At 33.4% G+C, this 18288-nt stretch carries 16 protein-coding genes; all 16 read left to right on the plus strand.

What is annotated here, in order from left to right:
* The first annotated feature begins 1 nt into the window (after position 1).
* A complete protein-coding gene (locus AB1349_04510) occupies positions 2-1393 on the plus strand; it encodes a radical SAM protein (protein MEW6556601.1) in 1392 nt (463 codons plus the stop codon).
* Positions 1390-1911 carry an acyltransferase gene (locus AB1349_04515; protein ID MEW6556602.1) on the plus strand — a complete coding sequence of 174 codons (522 nt, stop codon included), beginning with the start codon at positions 1390-1392 and terminating at the stop codon, positions 1909-1911. Before AB1349_04510 ends, AB1349_04515 begins: the two co-directional genes overlap by 4 nt.
* Entirely contained in the window at positions 1908-3008 is a 1101-nt protein-coding gene (locus AB1349_04520) for a DegT/DnrJ/EryC1/StrS family aminotransferase (GenBank protein ID MEW6556603.1), read from the plus strand. Before AB1349_04515 ends, AB1349_04520 begins: the two co-directional genes overlap by 4 nt.
* Positions 3009-3014: 6 nt before the next feature.
* Entirely contained in the window at positions 3015-4877 is a 1863-nt protein-coding gene (gene asnB, locus AB1349_04525) for an asparagine synthase (glutamine-hydrolyzing) (protein ID MEW6556604.1), read from the plus strand.
* Between the two features lie 13 nt (positions 4878-4890).
* The gene (locus tag AB1349_04530; protein ID MEW6556605.1) at positions 4891-5889 is read left to right on the plus strand and encodes a Gfo/Idh/MocA family oxidoreductase; all 999 of its coding nucleotides are present in this window, start codon (positions 4891-4893) and stop codon (positions 5887-5889) included.
* 9 nt (positions 5890-5898) lie between these two features.
* Positions 5899-6837 carry a glycosyltransferase family 2 protein gene (locus AB1349_04535; GenBank protein ID MEW6556606.1) on the plus strand — a complete coding sequence of 313 codons (939 nt, stop codon included), beginning with the start codon at positions 5899-5901 and terminating at the stop codon, positions 6835-6837.
* Positions 6837-7814, plus strand: coding sequence for a radical SAM protein (locus AB1349_04540; GenBank protein MEW6556607.1), 978 nt, complete (start codon positions 6837-6839; stop codon positions 7812-7814). Before AB1349_04535 ends, AB1349_04540 begins: the two co-directional genes overlap by 1 nt.
* On the plus strand, positions 7789-8991 hold the full coding sequence (locus tag AB1349_04545) for a glycosyltransferase family 39 protein (GenBank protein MEW6556608.1): 1203 nt from the start codon (positions 7789-7791) through the stop codon (positions 8989-8991). Before AB1349_04540 ends, AB1349_04545 begins: the two co-directional genes overlap by 26 nt.
* Positions 8952-9995, plus strand: a complete 1044-nt coding sequence (locus AB1349_04550; GenBank protein MEW6556609.1) for a glycosyltransferase — start codon at positions 8952-8954, stop codon at positions 9993-9995. The genes AB1349_04545 and AB1349_04550 overlap by 40 nt, the downstream gene beginning before the upstream one ends.
* A gap of 11 nt (positions 9996-10006) precedes the next feature.
* A complete protein-coding gene (locus AB1349_04555; protein ID MEW6556610.1) occupies positions 10007-11503 on the plus strand; it encodes a glycosyltransferase family 39 protein in 1497 nt (498 codons plus the stop codon).
* Positions 11500-12282, plus strand: a complete 783-nt coding sequence (locus tag AB1349_04560) for a glycosyltransferase family 2 protein (protein ID MEW6556611.1) — start codon at positions 11500-11502, stop codon at positions 12280-12282. Before AB1349_04555 ends, AB1349_04560 begins: the two co-directional genes overlap by 4 nt.
* Complete coding sequence (locus AB1349_04565) at positions 12282-14201, plus strand: hypothetical protein (GenBank protein ID MEW6556612.1); 1920 nt, start codon at positions 12282-12284, stop codon at positions 14199-14201. Before AB1349_04560 ends, AB1349_04565 begins: the two co-directional genes overlap by 1 nt.
* Positions 14198-15181, plus strand: coding sequence for a tetratricopeptide repeat protein (locus AB1349_04570; GenBank protein ID MEW6556613.1), 984 nt, complete (start codon positions 14198-14200; stop codon positions 15179-15181). The genes AB1349_04565 and AB1349_04570 overlap by 4 nt, the downstream gene beginning before the upstream one ends.
* Positions 15178-16188 carry an MraY family glycosyltransferase gene (locus tag AB1349_04575; protein ID MEW6556614.1) on the plus strand — a complete coding sequence of 337 codons (1011 nt, stop codon included), beginning with the start codon at positions 15178-15180 and terminating at the stop codon, positions 16186-16188. Before AB1349_04570 ends, AB1349_04575 begins: the two co-directional genes overlap by 4 nt.
* Before the next feature lie 3 nt (positions 16189-16191).
* A complete protein-coding gene (locus AB1349_04580; GenBank protein MEW6556615.1) occupies positions 16192-17499 on the plus strand; it encodes an FAD-dependent oxidoreductase in 1308 nt (435 codons plus the stop codon).
* A 599-nt stretch (positions 17500-18098) separates the two neighbouring features.
* Positions 18099-18224, plus strand: coding sequence for a hypothetical protein (locus AB1349_04585; GenBank protein MEW6556616.1), 126 nt, complete (start codon positions 18099-18101; stop codon positions 18222-18224).
* The last annotated feature ends 64 nt before the right edge of the window (positions 18225-18288 follow it).

Raw genomic sequence — 18288 nt, forward strand, 5'->3', positions numbered from 1 at the left:
TATGGAAATGAAAGTATTATTAATTTTACTAAAACAACAGCATAAATTTTATTGGAATGTAGCAGAATCTGAATACGGCCTTCAAAGGTATCAACCTCTTGGTTTATTGTATGTTAGTTCCTCTTTGGAAAATTACGGTATTGCGACGGATTTCATGGACCAATCGGTGGATAATTTCTCAATTGCAGATTTAAAAAACAAATTAAATGCCGAAAAATACGGCTTTATAGGATTTTATTCTGATTCCACCTTAAAAAGTATCATTTGCGAATATATACGGGAGATAAAGAATACCTTAAAAATTCCGATTGTCGTTGGTGGACCGGGAACGCTGAATAACAAAGCGTTCTTTGATGCAGGTTGTGATATTGTATGTAATGGTGAGGGAGAAGTTACAATATGTGAAATTGTCGAATATCTTAAAGGAAAAAAACATTTGAATGAAATAAAAGGAATCTCTTATTGTAAGAACGGCAAGATTATCAATAATGAACCCAGAGAATTGATCAGAGACCTGGACATACTGCCATTCCCCGACAGGAAAAAAACTCAGTTTAACAAATATTATGATTTTCATAAATTTACAATGCGCACACCTTTTACCAGTATAATAACATCACGCGGATGTCCGTATAACTGTTCATTTTGTACATCCCATGTTTTCTGGAAAAGAAAGGTACGGTTAAGAAGTCCCGAAAATATAGTGAAAGAGATAAATGAAATCCTTAAAAAACATAAATTAAAATATGTATATTTTCTTGACGAAAATTTTGGGTTAAATATAAAATGGCTTTTTGAGTTCTGTAATCTATTGATAAAGAAAAAATATGATTTTCATTGGTGTTGCGCAATCAATCCTTTTAGTTTTGAGGGTCGCAAACAGGAAACAATGGAAATAATGAAACAAGCAGGTTGTGACCATATGATATTGGGATTGCAATCTGCTGTCCCTGAAATTCTTAAAAATATTAACAGAGATCCTCAACAACCCGAAGCAGCCGCAGAAACGATTAGAATAGCCAAAAAACTGGGAATACTTATCCAGCTGGAAATGATTTTCGGATTGCCCGGTGATACCGAAGAAACAATAAAGCAAAGTATTGATTATACGATTTCCGTCAATCCTCATATTTCGGGTTTTTTTGCACTGACTGTTTTGGAGGGTTCGGAAATAGAACAAAAATATGGTAGCAATAATGTCTGCTCACTTTCTAAAGAAAGAGTTGATGAATTGTGTTCATTAGCATCGAGAAAGTTTTACACACGACTGGCAAAAATTATTGAACTTTGGGGGTTTATTGTAACAAAAAATCCAAAATGGTTCATTCGGGCAATTCAATGCATGCCATTTATTCTTTCTGTGGCAGGGCTGCGGCAAAGGACAACAAAATGAAAATCTATAAAAGTCACGGATCTGGAAAATTCAGTAAAAAAGATTTTAAGAAAATTGGGAAAAATGTTGTTTTTGAAAGAGGCGTCTTAGTATTTCATCCGGAAAACATTGAGATTGGTAATAATGTTTATATAGGACACAATGTTTTCTTAAAAGGATATTATAAAAACCTGATGAAAATAGGTAGTAATACATGGATAGGACAAAGCTCATTTCTACATAGTGGTGGAGGGTTAATAATAGGAAATTTTGTTGGTATTGGCCCGTTTGTAAAGATTATTACCCTTCAACATGTAATTGATAAAGACATATCACGTCCAATCATTACACGGGAACAAATTTACGAGGAGACCATACTGGAAGACAACTGTGACATTGGAACCGGATCCATTATCCTGCCAGGAGTCAAAATTGGCAAAGGCAGTGTTGTAGGTGCTGGTAGTGTTGTAACAAAAGATGTGTCGTCTTATTCAATAGTTGCAGGGGTTCCTGCTAAACTTTTACGGAAAAGAAAATGATAAGAGAAAAGATACCAATATCAATTCCGGATTTATCACGAAAAGAAGAAAGTGCAGTAGTAAACGTCATTAGGTCTAAATGGATATCTCAAGGAAAATTGGTTGAACATTTTGAGCAGATGATCAAAGAATTTGTAGGTGCAAAATATGCTTTAGCAGTTAACTCCTGTACATCAGCATTGCATATATCATTATTATCATTGGGGATAAATGACTGGGATGAAGTTATCGTGCCATCTTTTACCTTTATTGCAACTGTAAATAGTGTTGTTAATGCAAAAGCGACACCCGTTTTTGTAGATATTGATTTAAATACTTATAACATTGATCACACCAAAATCGAAAAGACTATAACAAAAAAAACAAAAGCAATTATGCCTGTGCATCAAATTGGTCTGCCTGCAGAAATGGAACACATCTCTAAAATAGCGAAAAAATATAATCTACATATAATCGAAGACGCAGCATGTGCTCTTGGAACAGAATACCATGGAATGAAAATAGGTTCAATAAGTGAATTGACATGTTTTAGCTTCCATCCGCGAAAAATAATCACAACCGGTGAAGGAGGAATGATCACAACCAATAACAAAGATATATATGAAAAACTAATATCGCTTAGGTCACATGGGATATCAACTTCTGGCAAATATAATATTGCTGGATTTAATTACAGAATGACTGATATTCAAGCAGCAATAGGAATCCAACAGATGAAAAAAATAAGACATTTAATAGATAGAAGAATAGAACTAGCAAGGAGATATAATGAATCTTTAAACAAAATAGAGTATATAATTACACCATATATTCCAGAAAATGTTAAACATATTTATCAGTCTTATATAATCCGAATAAAACAAAACTCTCCAAAAGCAAGAGACGAATTAATGAAAGAATTACAAAAGAAAGGGATTGCTACACGTAAGATATTAGCAGCACATTTAGAGCCATACTATCAGAAAAAAATTGGAGAAAAAAAACTCCCTGTTACTGAATTATGCAATAAAGATACATTACTGCTTCCTATCTATCCGTCAATGAGCCTAAAAAAACAGGACTATATCATAGAAAACATAAGAAAATTTCTATGCTAATATCTTATGCGCGGGATATACGGAATTGTAAACTTTGAGAAAAAAAATCCGGTTGAACAAAATGAAATAAAAGTGCCACTGGATTTAATGACACACTGTGGGACTGACGATGAAGGAGTTTTCCTTGATAGGTATGTTGGACTTGGTATTAAGCGGCTTAAAATAATTGACTTGCAAGGCGGACATCAGCCGATATTCAATGAAACCGGTGATATTGTGATTGTTTATAACGGTGAAATCTATAATTACTTGGAACTTCGTGAAGACCTGCAAAAAAAAGGACATCAATTCTATACAAAATCTGATACGGAAGTTATAGTACATCTGTACGAGGATTCAGGTGTCAACTGCGTAAAAAAATTAAACGGGATGTTTGTATTTGCAATCTGGGATAAAAAAAAAGAAGAATTATTTATAGCAAGAGACCGGATAGGCATAAAACCTCTTTTTTATTCTATTTTTAACGGTTGTTTATATTTTGCTTCGGAAATCAAATCGATTCTGGCAGAGAAAACAATCTCTAAAGAAATAGATAATCAAGCATTAATAAACTATTTTTCTTTTTATTATATATCTGCACCATGGACAATTTTTAAATATATAAGGCGACTTTATCCCGGACATTATATAATATTAAAAAATGGAAAAATAGAAATAAAACAATACTGGGATTTTAAATTCATACCAGAGCAAAATAATATACAAGAAGTTATATCCCAAATAAAAAATACACTGCTAAATTCAGTAAAAAGACATCTCCAAAGTGAAGTTCCATTGGGAGTATTTTTGTCAAGCGGTCTGGATTCAACTTCAATTGTAGCAATGATGTCAAAACTTAAATATTTGACGAAAACATATACTATTGGTTATGAAAATGGAAAAAGTTATAACGAACTTGAAGAAGCAAAACTGGTTGCAAAAAAATATAACACCGAACATTATGATTGTATATTAAAACCAAATCAGGTTGAAGAGTTTTTACCTGAAATGATAAAACATCTTGCAGAACCACACGGCGATTGGACACATATCGCTTTTTATTACCTGTCTAAACAATCAAAAAAAGATATCACGGTTGTTCTTTCAGGTGCAGGTGGTGATGAACTTTTTGGTGGCTATCCGACATTAACTGCATCAAAGATTGCCTTATTCTATAAAAAATTACCGAAACCTATCAAAAAATTTATAAAATTTGTTACCAATAAACTACCGGCTTCATATGAGCGATTGCCGTTTGACCAAAAAGCAAAATTATTTGTAGCCGGTGCTGATTTACCATCTGAAAAGGCACATCTAAGGTATAAAGAAATTTTTGCTGATGACGAACGACAAAAACTTTTGTATAATATATTCCAATACAATCCATTTGATGTCTATAAACAACATCTTGAAAATGTTACAACCGAAGAAGTAATTAATAGGTTGCTATATCTTGACTTAAAGGTCTTTCATCCCGACTGCACACTTCATGTAGCAGATATGGCAACAATGATGAACTCGCAGGAATGCCGTGTGCCATTTCTTGATATGGAAATGATACAACTATCAGAAAAAATTTCGCTTAACTTAAAATTACATGGTCTTACAACAAAATATATTTTACGAAAAGCATTGAAAGAATATTTACCATCAAAAATTGCAAAAATGCCAAAAAAGGGACTCGCTATGCCAACATCGTTTTGGTTGCAAAAAGAACTGAAAGGTTTTGTTGATAGTATTTTTTCAGAAGCAGAGAAAAAAAACAGAGATATGTTCAATTTCAACTATATCAAGCAACTCCAAAAAGAACATTTAGAATATAAAAAAGATAATACCCGAAAATTAACCTGTTTGATTTCGTTTTTTCTGTGGCAAAAATATTATCAATAATTGAGGATTTGTTATGAAAAATATTGCTATTGTTGGATGCGGTTACTGGGGTAAAAATCTGGTGAGAAATTTCTATAAACTTGGTGTGCTAAAAACGATATGTGACATTGACGAAAAACTGTTAACCAAACTCAACAAAGTTTATCCTGATATAACTTGTACAAATGATTTTCAAAGAATACTAACTGACAGTAATATAAACGGGATTGTAATTTCAACTTCTGCTATTTCACATTATGAATTAACAAAAAAATCTTTAGAATGTGGAAAAAATGTTCTGGTTGAAAAACCATTTACAACACAACTTATAGATGCAGAAGAATTAACCGAAATGGCAGAAAAGAAAAAAATAATTCTGATGGTGGGTTTTACATTCCTTTATAACGCAGCGGTTAGAAAAATAAAAGAAATTATTGATTCCGGTGAATTAGGTGAAATCTATTATGTCTATTCTCAACGATTAAATCTTGGTATCGTAAGAAAAGATGTAAATGTGTGGTGGAATCTTGCACCGCACGATGTTTCTATAATCAATTACTGGCTAAATCAGAAAGCGAAATCTGTTCACGGTTTTGGAGTCTCGTTTATCCAGAATGGTATTGAAGATGTCGTATCCGCAAATATAAAGTTTGAAAAAGTGCCTACGGCCTTTATTCATGTCTCATGGCTTGACCCTCACAAAATCAGACAGATGACCGTTGTTGGAAGTAAAAAAATGGTAATCTATGACGATGTCTCGTTAGATATGAAGGTTCAGATTTATGATAAAGGTATAGACAGATTTGAAGATTTCCAGACATTCGGGCAGTTTCAGTTGATTCACCGTGCAGGCGACATCCACATTCCTAAAATAGATTTCAGGGAACCGCTGGAAATTGAGGCGGCGCATTTCACTGATTGCATCAGCGAGAACAAAGAGCCACTGACATCAGCAAAAAAAGCTCTGCCTGTTGTGCAAATTTTAGAGGCAGTTCAGAATTCAATTAAACAGGGTAAAATAATAAATTTATAGGAGAAAAAAATGTATAAAGAATACAAAATAGCACTCGTAATACCTGCAAGAAATGAAGAAAAACTGATACTACCAACACTACAGAGTGTGCCTGATTATATAGATAAAATCTATGTAATTAATGACGGTTCTACTGATAAAACATCTGAACTTGTCAAAAAATATCACGACAAACGAGTTGAATTATTTGAGCATGAAAAGAATATCGGACCGGGTGCTGCAATAATCACTGGCTATAAAAAAGCAATTGAAGAAAATTTTGATATTGTAGCGGTTTGCGGTGGTGACAACCAGATGCCATTAGACCAAATTAAGAACCTACTTGATCCTTTAATTGATGGTACTGCCGACTATACAAAAGGCAACAGGTTCCTTGAAAGCGGGGAAAAACTTTCAGATATGCCAATAACACGGGTCATTGGGAATACAATTATTTCATTGCTTACAAAAATTGCATCGGGTTATTATAAAATTTTTGATGTTGTTGATGGCTTTACAGCAATCAGCAAAAAAGCACTTCATACAATTGATTGGGATAAGGCATGGAAAAAATACGGCTACCCGATGGATTTTCTCGTGCGGTTGAATGTGCATAAGTTTCGGGTTATGGACGTTTCCCGACGAGCAATCTATCTTGAAGGCGTAAGACAATCTCAAATAAAAGGGCTCCCATATGCTTTACGCGTATCCCCAATGTTATTGAGAAACTTTTTCTATCGGTTATACAAAAGATATCTAATTGGTGATTTCCATCCATTGATTTTTATGTACATCACCGGTATGGTGCTTCTGTTTATGGGTTTATTGACCGGTTCTTACATCATAATCGCAAAAATCCAGGGAGCGGTTCTGACGGGTGCGACCGCAGTGCTAACAGCGCTGCTTCTGATAACTGGCGGACAGTTGTTCCTGTTCGGAATGTTGTTTGATATGCTGGAATCTAAATAATGAAACTGAAATGTATAATAAAAAGCGCTTTTGCACGGTTTAGACTATCCTTCGGAAAAACTACGCCTTTAAGAGTCACACATTTCATTACTTACCGCTGCAATCTGAAATGCCGGTTCTGTATATTACCAGAAAATCTGCCGGAACTAGCGACCGATGAAATAAAAAATAAGATGCTAATGCTCAAAAAAATGGGGACACTCGCATGGGGGTTCTCCGGCGGAGAGCCGTTTCTACGAAACGACTTACCAGAACTGCTCCGTTATGCAAAAAACAAATGTGGCTTTTTGACTTCGGTTGTCACTAACGGCACATTGACGGAAAAGATTTCAGAAGTGGATGGCAAGCATCTTGATTTTCTAATGCTAAGCATTGAGGGGTCAAAAGAAAAAAATGACACAATCCGCGGTAGAGGAACATTTGACAGGGTGATAAATACTCTGCAAATAATAAAACCAAAAGGGATAAAAACGGTGTCCTTTGACTGCGTAGTCCTTCACGATAATCTTGACGAAATAAAATTCATAATTGACCTAGCTGAAGAATACGGCATATTCTGCGGATTCCAACCGGTATTTGAACCATCAACCGGAAAAGAGGATAATGCCACTGTAACCGATGGTAAAAAAACTGCTGCACTCAAAGAAAACATAAAATATCTAATACGACAGATAGAACAAGCAAAAAACAGACGCATAATGACTTCTGCACATTTTTTGAGATATTGCCTTAATTACGGCACCAAAAATTTTAAACGAAACAGATGTTACGCTGGACTCCTTTACTGCCAGATGGAACCTTCCGGCATCATAAGAAACTGTGCATGGTACGGCAAAGACAGCGTGGATGACTTCAAACATCTTGACAAACCGGCAGACGAATGCTACTGCTTTGCAAAATGCCACGGCGAATATTCATCAGTTTTTTCTTTCAATCTTTCAAGCATAAGAAATGTCATACAAAAATTCATTTACTAAAAAACACTCTTTTGTTTTATCAGTATCCCTGTTAGCTCTCATTATAAGAACTGTTTATGTTTTACTTCTGTCGCAGCAGAACCTATCTCCGGATTCATATGACTGGATGGCCATCGCACGAAGTATAGCAGCAGGCAATGGATTCGCTGATACTTGGAGACCGCCAGGTTATGCAACATTCCTGGGGGTTGTATTTTTTTTGTTCGGCGAATCGGTCGCTTTAGTCAGAATAATAAATGCAGTACTTGGCAGTTTGACAGTTGTCTTCGTATATCTAACAGGGAAAAAAATTTTCGCCGAGTCAACAGGCAGAATATCTGCAGTGCTTGTCTGCTTTTATCCTTACTTGATAGCATATACCGGTGATTTGCTTTCGGAAACTTTTTATACGTTTTTAATTGCCGTTTCGCTGTTTGTTTTGTTGAATCTTGCAGAGAAACCGGATTTCAAAAATTCGCTTATAACCGGTTTTCTCTGGGGAATAACCTCACTTACAAAATCTACAATACTGCCGTTTTTTTTCTTTTCGTGCTTCTGGCTTGTTTTCAGGACAAAAAAAATAAAACCTGCATTTATTGCAGGAATGATGACTCTACTTACGATTTCACCGTGGACATTCAGAAACTACATCCGTTACAAACATTTCATTCTTATTTCACCTGCATACCAAAGTCTGGCAGGGTCCAACAACGATACTGCAATGATACTGGAAACTGCGGGTGAGTGCGACCAACCAATGACCGAAACATATGTACCGGAGGAATATCAGAAAATACTTGTACTGCCACGAATGGAATCGGAAAAAATATTCAAGCAGAAGGCAATAAAATGGATAAAGGATAATCCAAAAAAATTCAGATGGGTCCTTAAAAGGCGCCTGATTCACTTCTGGCGTTTATATCCTATGATGGCGTATAAATGGCAGAAAATAGTTGCTATGCTAACATCAGGAATTTATATCCCATTGTGTTTTATTGGTATAATTTTATCAATTAAACATTTTAAAAATACATCGCTATTTATTGTATTATTTATTATATATACTCTGGTTCATCTTCCTTTTGCAATTGTTTTAAGATATAGAGTTCCCATTGACCCTTATATTATAATTTTTGCAGCATATACAATTCATATACTATGGATAAAATTAAGATCTTACATCTCATTACGAGTTTAAATATCGGTGGAACTGAAAAATTTTTGTTGGCGGTTTTAAAAAACCTTCAAGATAAATACAATTTTACTGTTGGGTATCTGAAAGAACGAGGAGCTATTACAGAAGAAATTGAAAAACTTAATATTTCTGTATTAAAATTCAATTTTTTTTCGCTTGTAAAATATCTAAAAAAAAACAAACCACAAATTATCCATACCCATCTTTATCGTGCTAATATTTTAGGACGACTCGCAGGAAAAATCACCGGTGTACCAACAATAATTTCAAGTCAGCGAAGTATTGATGGCTGGAAAAAGTTTTATCATATCTGGATTGATAAGTGGACAGCAAACTTCTGTAATCTAATAATTGCAAATTCTTTAGCTTCCAAAAATATCCTAATAACACGCGAAAATATTCCTACTGACAAAACCACTGTTGTTTATAACGGTATTGTTTTTCCGTCAACCGTTAACCGTCAACCGTCAACCACTTTTACTGTTGCTTACATCGGCCGCCTTCATAACGAAAAAGGTGTATATCTTATTCCTGAAATTGCAAAAATTGTTTGCCAGCAAAATGACAGAATAAAATTTTTAATTTATGGCGATGGTCCGGAAAGACAGAATTTAGAATTAAGAATTAAGAATTTACAACTGGAAACCAGAGTTGAATTTCTTGGCTGGCAAACAAATTTAAATGAGATTTATAGTTCAATTGATATTCTACTGCTACCGTCGGAAGAAGAATCATTCCCACAATCAGCACTTGAAGCAATGGCTTATGGCATCCCTGTAATTGCTTCAGATGTAGGTGGTGTTTCTGAACTCGTAGACGACAAAAAAACAGGATTTTTAATAAAATACCTCACGCCCGAAGCATTTGCAGATGCGATTCTCTCTATCTCACAGAACAATTATTGCTATCTCCATTATTCTCAAAACTCTAAAATAAAATCCGATGAGTTCAGAATTGAAAAAATGATAAATGCTATTGACAAAATTTACAGTAACTATGGACTATAAAAAATTTTAATATGAACCCAATCTGGTTGATACTTTTAATCTCTACGATAGTAAGAGTTTGGGGGATAAATTTTGCGTTTCCACTACGATATGGACATATAGATGAATCTGTTGTTATTTTTTATACAATGCGGTTTTTTACAGGTGATTTTAATCCGAACCCGTTTTTTGATTACCCAACTTTTTATTTATATCTGCTTTTTTTTTGCTATTTTTTATATTTTATGCTCGGATTGCTACTCGGTAAATTTGATTCAATCGGTAGTTTTATATCGCATTATAATACCAACGCTGTGCCTTTTATTTTAATAGGACGGTTGCTTACGGTTGCATTTTCTATTGGTACAATTTATCTTACATATCTACTTGCAAAAAAACTCTTTGATAAAAAAACAGGATTATTGTCGGCATTATTTTTATCTTTGAGTTGGCAACATATTTTAAGTTCGCATTATGCTACAACGGATATTACCGCAGCATTTTTTACTTTGCTTACTGCATTTTTTATTTGGAATGTTTATTCGCAAGGTGAACCAAAATCTTTTATTTATGCGGGGTTTTTCTGCGGGCTTTCCGCCGCTACAAAATACTATGGCGGGATTCTTTTTCTGACAATAATTTTATTAGGATGGGAAAATAAAAAATATATCCTGTATTCATTTCTTGCATTGATACTCGGTTTTTTTATCGGCTGTCCTTATTCAATTATTGATTTTGCAGGTTTTTCAGAAAGGTTTTTGGATAGATTTAATTTGATCGTTGCAACAGACAAAAATCAATTGTTTCACGGCTTTTTAAATTATCCTGATATTTTAGTTGATGGTTTGGGTTATTTTTTAGTAATTACTTCAGCTTCGGGATTATTACTTTTAATAAAAAATAGAATAAAGCAAAATGTTTTTTTACTTGCAATAATTTTTATTCTGGTGGTATTTTTTGGCAGTTGGAAGGGACTTACAGGACGATACATACTTGCACTTTATCCGTTTTTTGCTATAATATCTGCGTTAGTTACTGCAAAAATTAAAAATAAGCAAATACTTACTTTTATTCTGCTAATTTTTTTGATTGTAACATTTCCAAAAATTATAAAAACGGATATTTTGCTAACGCAAAAAGATAGCCGGGTTTTAGCACGAGAATGGGTAATTAAAAATATTCCCGAGCAATCAAAAATCCTGCGGGGACCGTTTTGTCCGGAATTCCCGAACGACAATTATGTTACGACGGTTGACTGGCATGATAAAATAAAAGCAGAAAAATTTTCAGAATTACAAAAAAAATTTGACTTTGTAATTACAAGTTCTTTGCATTCAGATCCAGAGACATTCACGACGAAATTAATGGAATACGGAAAAAAAATTTACGAAATATCAAAAGTTTCGGCGGGAGAATTTCATAACCCTACGATAAAAATCTATAAAATAACACAGATGACCGCGGATGATACAATGTGTCACCCTGAACGCAGTGAAGAGTCTCGAGATTCTTCGCTTCGCTCAGAATGACATCATCAGCGGGAATCAGCGATAGCGATAGTATGATAAAGAATAAAAAAGTTGTTATTGTGATGCCAGCATATAATGCAGAAAATACTTTAGAGAAAACATATCTTGATATTCCGAAAAATATCGTAGACGAAATTATACTTGTAGATGACGCTTCAAAAGATAAAACGGTTGAAATTGCAAAAAAACTTGGAATAAAAACAATCGTTCATAAAAAAAATATGGGCTACGGTGCGAATCAGAAAACATGCTATTGCGAAGCACTTAAATACAATCCTGATGTGGTTGTTATGATACATCCGGATTATCAGTATGATGCACGGCTGGTGCCCTATATTGCAGGGATTGTTGCTGATGATATTTGCGATGTAGTGTTGGGAAACAGAATCCGAACAAGATGGGAAGCACTTTTAGGCGGGATGCCTTTGTATAAATATATTGCTAACAGATTTCTAACAATCTTAGAAAATTTTCTTTTAGGTCAAAACCTTGGTGAATTTCATTCTGGATTCCGCGCCTATTCAAAAAAAGTCATTGAAACGATGCGGTGGGAGGATAATTCTGATGACTTTGTTTTCGACCAGCAATTTCTGATTGAAGCAGTCGCCTGCAAATTCCGGCTCGGTGACATTCCAGTCCCTGCCAAATATTTCAAAGAAGCATCATCAATAAACTTTTTAAGAAGTTGCAAATATGGAATCACTGCTCTGTTTTTTTTGTTCAGGTTTCTGTTGCATAAGACAAATTTATTACGCCAGCAAATTTTTACAGAAAAATAATGAAAAAGATATTTTTATATCTCGTCTTCTGTTGGATAGCAATCGTTTTAATCTCGTATTTCCGTAATTATCCATTACCCAATTTTTGTGAACGGGTTGGGGAATTTTTGTTTTTTGGTATCATTATGTTTGTTTCTTTTCAAACAGGAAATTTTATACTGACAAAATCTAATTTGAATTTTATTGAAGTATTAAAAATACCATTTTTTATCGGCTCAGGTCTCGCTGTTTTGTCAATAGTTACATTTTTATTGGGTATTTTCGGAATGTTATACAAATTGGTTTTTTATATTTTAATTCTGTTTCTGTTCCTTATATCACTAAAAAATTTTAAATACACAAATATAAAACTTCCATCGTTTGATTTGAAAATAGTTCTATTACTTTTCGTTTTCTTTATTTTTTTATCAACCGCATTCATTGGTGCTTTAGTCCCACCAACTTTTTATGATTCACTTGTTTACCATCTATCAATTCCTGCACAGTATATAAAACAGCATAAAATATGTCATATAGAAACAAACCTTTTTGCTAACTTCCCACAAAATATAGAAATGCTTTATACAATGGCTCTGTTGCTTTATAATGATATTCTTGCAAATTTAATACACTGGGCATTTTTACCACTGACATTATGCATAATTTACGGGTTCTCAATACAGTATTTATCCATAAAAATATCATTGTATGCAACACTAATTTTTGTAATAACACCAGCAATTGTATTGCTCGCTTCTGGAACATATATTGATATGGGACTTACATTTTATCTATTTTTAAGTTTTGTCTCTTTAATAAACTGGGCAGAGACATCTGAAAAAAAATGGTTGATTTTGTCGGGTTTATTTTCAGGTTTTTCACTCAGTATAAAATATACTGCAATAATATCTGTTGCTATTTTTGTCTTGGTAATTTTATATAAGTGTGTATCCTTAAAACAAAATATCTTTGCTATATTATTTTTGTTTTTTATACCTGCTATTTTAGTTCCATTGCCATGGCTTGTAAAAAATTATATCTTTACTGGTGAACCTTTTTTTCCATTCTTTATTTTCAGCCAAGCATCATTTTATATCAAACAATATCTTTCTCATGTATCACATCATGGCACAGTTGGCGTTTTTTCTATAATCAATCTACCTTGGGATATAACAATGGAAGGTGTAAAATTCGGCGGTGGCTTTGATGTTATAGGTCCGTTTTATTTGGTTTTTCTACCTGTTTTGTTTTTAATAACAAAAACTGATAATATCGCAAAACTCTGTTTTGTTTATACGGCATTCTACTTTTTGATTTGGGGATTTTCTGCAAGAGTTTTACGATTCCTTATCCCTGCAGTGCCGGCAACTGCAATTGTATTTTCTGCTTGTATTGCTGAATTTATAAATAATAATAAATTGGTCAAAAGTATTGTAAAAATTGTTTTTTGTATTATAATAATATCTAATTTCGCTGTTCTGATGTTTATCCAGAATTTTGTTAAACCATTAACTTGTTTGTTCGGGAATGTAACAAAAGATGCCTATCTTTCTTCACAGGTTCTTAAACCAAACAATTTTTATCCTGCTGCCAAATTTATGAATGAAACATTTAACAGTAAATCAAAAACGCTTTTTGTCGGTGAGGCAAGAAATTATTATACAAACTTTAATACGCTCTCAAGCAGTCCTTTTGACCCAGACATTTTAACCGAGATAGCAAATAATTCAAAAACATCTGAAGAATTGTTTAACAAATTGAAATCCGATAATTTTACCCATATTTTATGGAATGAAGGCGAATATGAACGCCTTAAAAATGGTTTTAGACCAAATGACTTTAGTGCGGAAGCACTGGAAGTTATAAATGTATTCAAAAAAAAGCATCTGAATTCTATATATGATAGTGAAGGTATCTGCATTTACGAAATAAAAAAATGATTATACTCATAATAGTAATTATATTGATAATTAGTTGTTTTATAATTTATAAATTCTATCAGAAAAAAAAGGAAACTGAACGAATTAAGAAAATTGAAACACTGATCGCTGACTGGAAACTCCCGGAAAAAAATAACTTAGCCGACTATGAAATGGTTGTCCGGATACTAACGACAAAACCAATAAAAGCGACAGGATTTTATTTAATATCTGAATTTTATTTCCAAAAAATTGATAGAACCGAACTGGAACTCAAGAAATTGAAAGATATTTATTTTGAACTTATTGAGAACTATCCGAAATTTGAAAAAATGGATGATGTTCTATTCAAACTTGCAAATATATATTTTTTTGATTATTTTAATTTTATTGAGTCAATCAAATTTTACGAAAAATTATTAAAGGAATACCCGAATAGTAAATGGCAGAAAGTTGCAGCAGAACGATTGAAACTTATAAAATCTGCCTATCCTAACGAAGAAGGCGCTTTGAAAAAATATGCACTTGCAGAAAAATATTTTGAAGTACAGGAATTTAACAAAACAATAGAATTCCTGAAATCAATTCTTACTTCCTATCCGCATACAAAACTTGCAGGAAGTGCAGCATATTTTCTTGGCGATATATTCTTTTTCAAAAAAAATGATTATACTACTGCATTGCATTATTACTCTCTACTCGTTGAACGGTTTTCACCACATAGATACACAGGACATTCCCAATTCAAAATAGGAGATACTTACAGGAAGTTACACAAATACAATGAAGCAATTACCGCGTATAAAAAATTTCTTGAAAATTACAATGATTTTCAATATACCGATTACGCACAGTATTATATCGCTCAATGTTATGAAGAAATGAAGGACTGGGTATACGCTATCAGAACATATAAATTGCTAATTTCAAGTTATCCTGAAAGTATCTGGGTCGGAATTGCATTGAGCAAAATTAAAAATCTGGAAAAATTAGTAAAATGATTAGTTATCTTTATGCGTTTTTAATATCTTTTTTTATAGCATATTTTATTACACCCATTTTTGTAACTATTGCAAAAAAATTTGATATCCTTGACCATCCACATACTTCTGTCAAAACACACAAAATTGCAACACCTTATCTTGGTGGCTTGTCAATTTTTCTGGGATTTCTATTCTCACTTTTTGTAATACGGTATATAACTCATTTCCCAACTGGTACGCTACGGGCATTAAGAGGTATCGTTACAGGCGCTACATTGCTAGTAATTGTCGGGCTGATTGACGATATTAAGATAATCGGTTTTAAGGCGAAGTTTTTATGGCAGATTGTTGTCGCAATAATTTTAATCAATTTTGATATACGAATAAAATTTATTCAGCCACAATATCTTGCTGATATTCTCACGGTAATATGGATTGTGGGAATTATAAATGCTATCAATATCATTGATATAATGAACGGGTTAGCAGCGGGTATTTCTTTTATTGCTGCGACTACTTTTCTTTTTATCGCACTGCCTACAGAAGAAATCTATGTTAATTTTGCAGCTGCTGCACTTTCAGGCAGTATTTTAGGCTTTATCCGATACAATTTTCCACAGGCAAAAATTTTTATGGGTGATACTGGCAGTATGCTTCTTGGCTTTGTCCTTGCCGCACTGTCGCTTGGAACCTCTTACACTAAAATAAATAATATTGCATTGTATTCACCCATACTTATTTTGGGAATACCAATTTTTGATACTTTATATGTAATGTATCTGAGATTCAAAAAAGGGAAATCGCCTTTTTTAGGCAGCAAAGACCATTTTGCACTTCGGCTTGAAAAGGCAGGGTTTTCAAGAAAAAAAGTTGTAATTTTAATATGGCTAATATCGGTAATTTTAAGTTTGGCAGCATTTGTTATCTCAAGAGTAAATCTGGTTGTTGCAATAATAATCTACATATTCATCCTTTCTCTTGCAGTTTATGGTGGTTGGAAACTCTCTAAAATAAAAATGGACTAACAAATGAAATCTGACACGGTAATACTTGGCGGAGGCATCACCGGATTATCTACTGCATATCACTTAAAAAATAAAAAGTTTATCATACTGGAAAAGGAAAATGTCGTTGGTGGATTATGTAGGTCTGTTACCAACAAAAATGGTTTCACTTACGATTATACAGGACATCTGCTTCATATAAAAAGTGATTATGTAAAAAACCTTGTAAAAAAATTATTAAGAAATAATCTCACATTGAAAGTCCGCAATTCCTGGATTTTCTCTCAAAACGTTTTTACTCGCTATCCATTCCAGGCGAACCTTTTTGGCTTGCCTCAAAAAATTATTGATGAATGTATTGAAGGTTTTATAGAAGCTAAACTTTCTAATTCTCAATTCTCAATTCTCAATTCTCAATTCTCATTCCACAATTGGTGCTTAAGAACTTTTGGTAAAGGTATTTCAAAATATTTTATGATTCCTTACAACCAAAAACTATGGCAACGAAACTTAAAGGAACTTACAACTGACTGGCTGGGAAATTATGTTCCACAACCAACTTTGCAGGAAGTAATTACAGGCGCATTTACCGATACTAAAAACGGTGGGAAGTACGGTTATAATGTTACTTTTTTTTATCCCAAAGAAGGTGGAATACAATCGCTCATAAACCAATTTATACAAGAAATTTCCTGCGCAAATATTATAACCAGTGTAAAAATAATCTCAATAAACCTGATTGCAAAAACTGTAAAAACCAATCTGGGCAATTTTCAGTATAACAAACTCGTATCTACTATTCCTGTACCAGAATTGATAAAACTGATCAAAAATCCATCTCAACGAGTAATATCTGCCTGTCATAAATTAAGATGGACTTCAGTTTTAGACATAAATATCGGTGTAAAAAGAAAAAATATCTCTGATAAACACTGGATTTATTTCCCTGAAAAAAAATTCTCTTTTTACAGAGTTGGTTTTTTTAATAATTTTTCTGAATCACTCTGCTCTAAAAACACATCTTCAATGTACATAGAGATTTCATACAGAAATAGAAAAATTAATAAATCAAAAATTGTTCAACAGGTAATTTTTGATTTACAAACTGCAAAAATAATAAAACCAACTGATAAAATAATCTCAAAATGTATCCTTGATATTCCTTATGCATATGTTCACTACGATAAAAACAGAAACAAGGCAGTTGAAACAATCCAGAGATATCTGCAAAAAAATTCTATTTTTTCTATTGGCAGATTCGGTGGCTGGAAATACTCCACAATGGAAGATGCAATTTTAGACGGTAAATCAGTTGCTGAAAAAACTACTTGACAAAATGCACATTTTGTGTTATACTAAAATCGGAGGTTTTAGAAAATGGAATTATTATTCGGTTTGAGGACTGAATTATTTTTAATAATTTGTAGTATTGTGATATTTATTAATTCAATATTTATCGGTTATCAATGCTAGCTAAGAGGGAAGTGGACAAAAGAACTTCGTAAGCAGATAAATGAGAAACAATTTTTTAAGTGAAGTCATTCTAAATCCTTCGCCTGTCATTCCCCTTTTCCCAAAAGGGGTGTCCCGCGGGGACGGGGTATTCATTCCTGAGTGTCCCCGACTACTACATTCGGGGACAGGCTCTATCGGGAATCCACAGATGTTACCTCTGTGGATAACTCAAAAATTTTCGGGGGGGCAAGTAAAAAGTTAAAAGTAAAAATTAAAAATGTAAAATTGGTAAATGTAGTCGCTCCGATTTATCGGAGCGTTTTATTTTTTGTAGTAGCACGCCCAGGGTGTGCTTTTTCTTTTTGTAATCAAAATGTAAGCAAATGCTTACATTTGAAAATTGGTCGTCGGTAAAACAGGAAAATCCAATTCGAACAAATGTTCGAATTGAAAAAAATAAAAAGGAGGGGCTTTTTATGGCGAAGGCACGGGTTGGAAGATCGTTTGCGGATGTCACTGATGCATTGGATGGCTTGAAGGATTTAGGGGACGAGGTTGAAATGGTTCACTTACGAGTAACAAAAAGGCAAGTTAAAGGTTAAAGGTTAAAAGTTAAAATGGAAAATGGGGACGCTTCTAATATTTGAGTGGATACAAATGGATTCC

The sequence above is a fragment of the Elusimicrobiota bacterium genome (assembly GCA_040757695.1).
GTDB lineage: Bacteria > Elusimicrobiota > UBA8919 > UBA8919 > UBA8919 > JBFLWK01.